Genomic DNA, 7120 nt, shown 5'->3' on the forward strand with positions numbered 1-7120 from the left:
GCCGGTCGACGGCGACGCCCGCGCCGCGGCCGTGCTGGCGGACGGCCGCCTCGCCGTGGGCACCGCCGACGGTGTCACCCACGTCGTCGACCCGGCGTCGGGTGCGACGCAGACCGTCCCCGGCCTGGCCTCGGTCGACGCGCTCGCCGCCGTGGGCACGTCGCTCGCCGCCCTGGACCGTCGCCAGACCTCGCTGACCGAGGTCGACGTCGCCGACGGTGATCTGGGGCTGGCGTTGCGCGCCGGGGAGGGCGCCACGCAGCTGACCACCGATCCGTTCGGCCGGGTGCTGGTGACCGACACCCGCGGCGGGGAACTGCACGTGTACACCCTCGACCCGCTGGTGCTGCGCCAGCGTTACCCGGTGCCGAACGCCCCGTACGGCGTCGCCTACGACACCGCGAACGATCTCGTGTGGGTCACCTCGACCGGCAGCAACGAGGTCATCGGCTACGATCTGTCGACCGGGATTCCGCAGGAGCGGGGCCGGTACGCGACGGTGCGGCAACCGAACTCGGTGGCGGTCGACGCCACCGACGCGGTCCTGGTGATCGGGTCCGCGACCGGGGACGGACTGCAGCGGATCCCGATCGGGGGTGTGTGATGGCAGGGGCACGCGAGGTGGGCGGCCGGTGGACCCGGCTGCCGGTGGGCTGGGACACCAGCAACGACGAGTACGAGTACGTGCCGCTGCGGCTGCCGCGCGACGTGTCCCGGGTCAGCGCGTCGCTGCGGCTCGCCATCCAGGCCGAGTTCCACGGCTGGGAGCTGACGCGGGTGCGGCTGTATCCCGACGGCAGCCGCCGGGTGCTGCTGCGCCGCCGCAAGACCGGCCACCACGTTCCCGAACCCACCGTTCGTTGACGCCGACCCCGGGCACCGCCCGGGCCTGCAGGGAGTGTTACGTGTATCGCTTGTTCCTTCGACTGCTGTTCCTGCTGCCGCCGGAGCGGATCCACCACATCGCGTTCACGGCGATGCGGCTCGCGACCCGGGTCCCGCCGCTGCGGGCGCTGATCGCGAAGGTCCTCGTCGTCGACGATCCGGTGCTGCGCAACACGGTGTTCGGGGTGACGTTCCCGGCCCCGCTCGGTCTTGCGGCCGGCTTCGACAAGGACGCCGCCGGGGTGAACGCCTGGGGCCCCCTCGGCTTCGGGTTCGCCGAGATCGGCACCGTCACCGCCCAGGCGCAGCCCGGCAACCCGGCGCCCCGGCTGTTCCGTCTGCCCGCGGACCGGGCGCTGATCAACCGGATGGGCTTCAACAACCACGGGGCCGGGGAGGCCGCGAACCGCCTGCGCACCCGCGTGCACACGGTCCCCATCGGCGCGAACATCGGCAAGACCAAGATCGTCGCGCCCGGGGACGCTGCCGACGACTACACCGCCAGCGCGCGGCTGCTCGGCCCGCTCGCCGACTTCCTCGTCGTCAACGTCTCCTCCCCCAACACGCCCGGGCTGCGGGACCTGCAGGCGGTCGAGTCGCTGCGGCCGCTGCTCGCGGCGGTGCTGGACACCGTGCACGTGCCGGTCCTGGTGAAGATCGCCCCCGACCTGTCCGACGACGACATCGACGCGGTGGCCGACCTCGCCGTCGAGCTCGGGCTGGCGGGCATCGTCGCCACCAACACCACCATCCGGCGGGACGGGCTGCGCACCGATCCGGCCCGGATCGCGGAGATCGGCGCCGGCGGCCTGTCCGGTCCGCCGGTCGCGGAGCGCTCGCTCGAGGTGCTGCGCCGGCTGCACGCGCGGGTCGGTGACCGGCTGGTGCTGATCTCGGTCGGCGGCGTCGAGACCGCCGAGCAGGCGTGGGAGCGGATCCTCGCCGGCGCGTCGCTGGTGCAGGGCTACACCGGTTTCATCTACGGCGGCCCGTTCTGGGCGCGCCGCATCCACAAGGGCCTCGCCCGCAAGGTGCGGGCCGCGGGCTTCGGTTCGGTCGCCGAGGCGGTCGGCGCGGACGCCCGCGTCTGATCCGCCGAGCCCGGCTCGGCGGGCCGGGACACGCCCGTCCGGACAGGCACACCCGTCCGGACGGGTGTGCCTGTCCGATTCCGGTGCGGAGGCGATCCGCGGAACGCGGTCTACTGCTCGAACGTGCCGTGCAGCGTCGCGCGCGCGATCGCGTGCGAGAACACGTTGAAGCCGAGGAACGCGGGCGTCGAGCCGGTGCCCACCCCGTCGAGCTTGTCCACGTCGAGGGCGTGCACGGCCACGATGTAGCGGTGCGGGCCGTGCCCGGCCGGCGGGGCCGCGCCGAGGAAGCGGTGCAGGCCGCCGTCGTTCTTCAGGGTGACCGCGCCCTCGGGCAGGCCGGAGCCGGTGTCGTCGCCGGCGCCGGCGGGCAGCGACGTCACCGAGGCCGGGATGTTCGCCACCGCCCAGTGCCAGAACCCGGACGCGGTCGGCGCGTCGGGGTCGAACACGGTGACGACGAAGCTCTTGGTCTCGGGGGGAAAGCCCGACCACGACAGCTGCGGGGAGATGTCCTGCCCGCCGGGAACCCCGAAGATCCCGCTGGCCTGTGCCGGCTTCAGCGGCCGACCGTCGGTGATGTCCTCGCTGGTGAGCTCGAACGTGGGCAGGTCGGGCAGCGGCGCGTACGGGTCGTGGGCCATACCGGTCCTTTCTCTGGGTGCTGGTGTGCTCAGGCGTGCAGCAGGAAGTGTTCCATGACGCGGGTGCCGAAACGCAGCGCGTCGACCGGGACACGCTCGTCCACCCCGTGGAACAGCGCGGCGAAATCCAGCTCCGGGGGCAACTGCAGCGGGGCGAACCCGAAGCAGCGGATGCCGAGCTTGGCGAAGGCCTTCGCGTCGGTGCCGCCGGAGAGCATGTAGGGCACGGTCCGGCCGAGGGGATCGTGGGCGAGGATCGCCGCGTTCATCGCCTCGACGAGGTCGCCGTCGAATGTGGTCTCGTACGAGTCGAGGTCGGTGATCCACTCGCGGGTGACGTCCGGGCCGATCAGTTCGTCGACGGTGCGTTCGAACTCGGCGCGCCGGCCCGGCAGGATGCGGCAGTCGACGACGGCCTGCGCCGTCTGGGGAATGACGTTCGCCTTGTACCCGGCGTCGAGCATGGTGGGGTTGGCGGTGTCGCGCAGGGTGGCGCCGACGATGCGGGCGATGGACCCGAGTTTGGCGAGGGTGCCGTCGAGGTCGGGCGAGGCTGGATCGAAGTCGAGTCCGGTCTCCTCGGCGACGGCGGCGAGGAACTCGGCGACGGAGTCGGTCAGCACGAGCGGGAAGGTGTGGGTGCCGAGCCGGGCGACGGCCCGGGCGAGGGCGGTGACGGCGTTGTCCTCGTGCAGGAACGAGCCGTGGCCGGCGCGGCCCTTGGCGGTCAGCCGCATCCAGCCGAGGCCCTTCTCGGCGGTCTCGACGAGGTAGAGGCGGCGCTCCCCGCCGTCCCGGCGCGGCACGGTCAGGGAGAATCCGCCGACCTCGCCGACGGCCTCGGTGATGCCGTCGAACAGGTCGGGGCGGTGCCGCACGAGCCAGTGGCTGCCGTAGGTGCCGCCGGCCTCCTCGTCGGCGAGGAACGCGAAGACCAGGTCGCGCGGCGGCACGATGTTCTCGGCCTTGAATCGGCGGGCGACGGCCAGCATCATCCCGACCATGTCCTTCATGTCGACCGCGCCGCGACCCCAGACGTAGCCGTTCTCGACGGCGCCGGAGAAGGGGTGCACGCTCCAGTCGGCCGGTTCGGCGGGGACCACGTCGAGGTGCCCGTGCAGCAGCAGTGCGCCCCGGGACGGGTCGGCACCCGGCAGGCGGGCGAACACGTTGCCCCGGCCGGGAGCCCCGGATTCGACGTATTCGGTGGTGTAGCCGACCTCCTCGAGCCGCGCCGCCACCCACATCGCGCAGTCCCGTTCGCCGCGGGTGGTGGCGAGGTCTCCGGTGTTGGAGGTGTCGAAGCGGATCAGCTGCGACACCAGGTCGACGACTTCGGCCTCGGCGCGGGATCCGCCGGCCGGCTGGGCGGGATTCGATGTTGTGGACACGGTCCCCTGTCTACCATCGATCTCGGCAAACACGCAGGTGGGCGGGGCGATTTGGGCGCCGCGACGCGGTGGGTTACTCTTTCACAGCGCCCGCGGAAGTGGGAGCGGAGCAGGTCCGAGTGGCGGAATGGCAGACGCGCTAGCTTGAGGTGCTAGTGTCCTATTAACGGACGTGGGGGTTCAAGTCCCCCCTCGGACACTCCGAGTCGAGACAGACGGCGAAGGCCCCGAACCGATCAGGTTCGGGGCCTTCGCCGTTGCGGCGCCGGAGCCGTTCAGCCGATCCGGCCGCGGCGGAAGTACGCGATCGGACCGATCCAGTTCACGGCGATCATCGCAGCCCACTTCGCCTTGCTGCCCGCAACCTTGTCCGCCGGGCGCCGCGCCAGATCGATCCATGCCGTCGCCGCGAGCGAGAGCTGCACGCAGGCGAGCGTGAGAACGAGCGTCTGCTGCCGCGGGGACAGGTCGCGGAACTTGGGGCGGCGCCGTGCGGTCATCGTCGTCTCCTGGGGTCGGGGATCCTTCCGGCCCGAGCCTGCCAGGTTTCGGGCGCCGTGGGCAGGGCCACAGGTCCCGCGGGGTCGGCCCCGCGCGCACCGCCGGATACCATCGGTCGGTACCGCACCACACGACGAACAGGCCCATGACTTCGCACACCGACGCGTCGGGCATCGACCCGGCCGACCTCGCCACCTGCCTCCGCGTCCTGTCCCTCGTGGACGAGCTCGACGCCGACCATCCGGATTCGGTGACGGTGCAGCGCGCCGTCGGGAGCATGTTCAAGAAGCTCAAGCAGTTGCGCCGCAACGAGACCCGCCGGGCCAAGGTCGCCGCGGACCGGCAGGTGCTCGCGGCGACGGCGACCGGATCGCCCACCCGCATCGACGACGAGACGGCCGGGATCGCGCTGAGCTCGAACGCACCGGGGGCGAGCGCGGGCACCCTGATCCGGCCGCGGGGCTGCTACGTGTGCAAGGACAAGTACACCCGGGTCGATGCGTTCTACCACCAGCTGTGTCCGCGCTGCGCCGCGGAGAACCACGCGAAACGGGACGCCCGTACCGATCTGACGGGACGGCGGGCGCTGCTCACCGGCGGCCGCGCCAAGATCGGCATGTACATCGCGTTGCGGCTGCTGCGGGACGGCGCCCACCTGACGATCACGACCCGCTTCCCGAACGACGCGATCCGCCGCTTCGCCGCCATGGACGACAGCCCCGACTGGCTGCACCGGCTGCGGATCGTCGGCATCGACCTGCGCGACCCCGCCCAGGTGGTGGCGCTCGCGGACGACGTGGCCGCGCAGGGCCCGCTGGACATCCTCGTCAACAACGCCGCGCAGACCGTGCGCCGCTCCCCCGGCGCGTACTCCGCCCTCGCCGAGTCCGAGTCCGGCCCGTTGCCGGCGGGTCCGTTGCCGGAGGTGCTCACCTTCGGCAAGCCCTCGGACGCCCATCCGGCCGCGCTGGCCGGGTCGCTGCCGTCCGAGCTGACCGCCGAGTCGCTCACCTCGCTCGCGCTGGTCGCCGGGTCGGCGACTCCCGCACGGATCGCTGCCGGGGTCGCGGTCGACGCCGGCGGCCTGCTGCCCGACCTGGTGCACACCAACAGCTGGGTGCAGACGGTCGGCGAGGTCGAGCCGCTCGAACTGCTCGAGGTGCAGTTGTGCAACTCCGTGGCCCCGTTCATCCTGGTCAATCGCCTGCGACCGGCCCTGGCGGCGTCCCCGGCCCGCCGCACGTACGTGGTGAACGTCTCGGCGATGGAGGGGCAGTTCGGCGGGCGCCGGTACAAGGGCGCCGGGCACCCGCACACCAACATGGCCAAGGCCGCGCTGAACATGCTCACCCGCACCAGCGCCGAGGACCTGCGCGCCGACGGGATCCTCATGACCGCCGTCGACACCGGCTGGATCACCGACGAACGGCCCCACCACACGAAGCTGCGCCTGGCCGACGAGGGCTTCCACGCCCCGCTCGACCTCGTCGACGGGGCGGCCCGCGTGTACGACCCGATCGTGCAGGGCGAGGCCGGGGTGGACCTGTACGGCTGCTTCCTCAAGGACTACCGCCCGGCCCCGTGGTGAGCGCGCCGGCACCCGGCAGCTGAGATCCATCCGACACGTCCCCGCAGGTGGAGACCAGTTCCACACCGCCGGGAGCGGCCAGGGAGACCCCCGGACGGGGATACTGGAAGGCACACGTCACCGCCGCCCCCGGAGGACCCCATGCCCGTTGCCGTAGTCCACGCCGCGACCCCGGAAGGACATGCCGCGCTCACCACGGCCGCCCGCGAGGCCGCACACAGCGACGGCACGACCCTCGTGCTCGTCGCGGTCGACGACGACGGCCCGTCCGGGCAGCGGGAACTCGAGTCGGTCCGCACGGACGTCACCGCCGCCCTCGGCGCCGACGGGTGGGAGCTGCGGACGGCGGTGCACGACGGGGACCCGGTCGGCGCCCTCGTCGACCTGGTGGAGCGGTCCGGCGCGGAACGTCTCGTGGTGGGCACCCGCGACCGCAACGCGCTCGGCAAGTTCCTGCTGGAACGACGCCTGCAGCGGCTGCTGCTCGAGGTGCCGGTGCCCGTCCTCGTCGTCAAGGGCACCGACGCGGACGCAGGATAGAAGCCCGGAACTGCCGCTCCCCCGCCCGATCCGGATAGGCTGGCGGCATGGCGTACCGGCTGTTGGCCGACGTCACCGTGGTCGTGCACCTGGCCTTCCTGCTGTATGTGACGTTCGGCGGTTTCCTGGCGTGGCGGTGGCCCCGCACGCTGGTGCTGCACGTCGTGGCGGTGGTGTGGGGGTTCGCCACCGTCCTCGTCGGGTTCGACTGCCCGCTGACCGATCTGGAGAACTGGGCGCGGCGCCGCGCCGGGATCGCCGGCCTGCCGCCGAGCGGGTTCATCGACCACTACCTGACCGGGGTGATCTACCCGGAATCGGCGGTGGGGCTCGTGCGGGCCGCGGTGGCGGTGACGATCGTGGTGTCCTGGCTCGGCTGGTGGCTGCGGCGCCGTCGTGTGAGCCGCGTCGCATCCCGACTTACCCGGCAGTAGGGTGTGGCGCATGACTGCCTCCCGCGATCTCGACATCGTCGTCTAC

The 7120-nt window shown here is 72.4% G+C and carries 9 protein-coding genes and 1 tRNA gene; 7 read left to right on the plus strand and 3 right to left on the minus strand.

The window, feature by feature from the left end:
- From CQZ88_RS12190 to CQZ88_RS12200, 3 genes are all read left to right on the plus strand, one after another.
- On the plus strand, positions 1 to 604 hold a 604-nt coding region (locus CQZ88_RS12190), incomplete at its 5' end, for a YncE family protein (RefSeq protein ID WP_374703823.1).
- A complete protein-coding gene (locus CQZ88_RS12195; protein ID WP_006939347.1) occupies positions 604 to 864 on the plus strand; it encodes a DUF5703 family protein in 261 nt (86 codons plus the stop codon). The genes CQZ88_RS12190 and CQZ88_RS12195, both read left to right, overlap by 1 nt.
- A 41-nt stretch (positions 865 to 905) precedes the next feature.
- Positions 906 to 1976, plus strand: a complete 1071-nt coding sequence (locus tag CQZ88_RS12200) for a quinone-dependent dihydroorotate dehydrogenase (protein ID WP_006939345.1) — start codon at positions 906 to 908, stop codon at positions 1974 to 1976.
- Between the two features lie 110 nt (positions 1977 to 2086).
- Here CQZ88_RS12200 and CQZ88_RS12205 read toward each other — a convergent pair whose 3' ends face one another.
- Positions 2087 to 2620, minus strand: a complete 534-nt coding sequence (locus CQZ88_RS12205; RefSeq protein WP_006939343.1) for a YbhB/YbcL family Raf kinase inhibitor-like protein — start codon at positions 2618 to 2620, stop codon at positions 2087 to 2089.
- A gap of 29 nt (positions 2621 to 2649) precedes the next feature.
- Positions 2650 to 4011: a M20/M25/M40 family metallo-hydrolase gene (locus CQZ88_RS12210; protein ID WP_006939341.1), complete on the minus strand. Its 1362-nt coding sequence runs from the start codon at positions 4009 to 4011 to the stop codon at positions 2650 to 2652.
- 113 nt (positions 4012 to 4124) lie between these two features.
- Here CQZ88_RS12210 and CQZ88_RS12215 point away from each other — a divergent pair.
- Positions 4125 to 4210: transfer RNA gene (locus CQZ88_RS12215), tRNA-Leu, on the plus strand.
- 76 nt (positions 4211 to 4286) lie between these two features.
- On the opposite strand, the gene CQZ88_RS12220 is transcribed toward CQZ88_RS12215, so the two are convergent.
- Positions 4287 to 4511, minus strand: coding sequence for a PLDc N-terminal domain-containing protein (locus CQZ88_RS12220; RefSeq protein WP_065922566.1), 225 nt, complete (start codon positions 4509 to 4511; stop codon positions 4287 to 4289).
- A gap of 146 nt (positions 4512 to 4657) precedes the next feature.
- Between CQZ88_RS12220 and CQZ88_RS12225 the strand changes: the two genes are divergently transcribed.
- The 3 genes from CQZ88_RS12225 (at position 4658) to CQZ88_RS12235 (ending at position 7074) form a co-directional block, all read left to right on the plus strand.
- Positions 4658 to 6100, plus strand: coding sequence for an SDR family oxidoreductase (locus CQZ88_RS12225; RefSeq protein ID WP_006939337.1), 1443 nt, complete (start codon positions 4658 to 4660; stop codon positions 6098 to 6100).
- Between the two features lie 141 nt (positions 6101 to 6241).
- Positions 6242 to 6640, plus strand: coding sequence for a universal stress protein (locus CQZ88_RS12230; RefSeq protein WP_006939335.1), 399 nt, complete (start codon positions 6242 to 6244; stop codon positions 6638 to 6640).
- 47 nt (positions 6641 to 6687) lie between these two features.
- Positions 6688 to 7074, plus strand: a complete 387-nt coding sequence (locus tag CQZ88_RS12235) for a DUF2784 domain-containing protein (protein WP_006939334.1) — start codon at positions 6688 to 6690, stop codon at positions 7072 to 7074.
- The last annotated feature ends 46 nt before the right edge of the window (positions 7075 to 7120 follow it).

Source organism: Rhodococcus sp. ENV425 (assembly GCF_002887785.1).
GTDB classification, from domain to species: Bacteria; Actinomycetota; Actinomycetes; order Mycobacteriales; family Mycobacteriaceae; genus Rhodococcus; species Rhodococcus aetherivorans.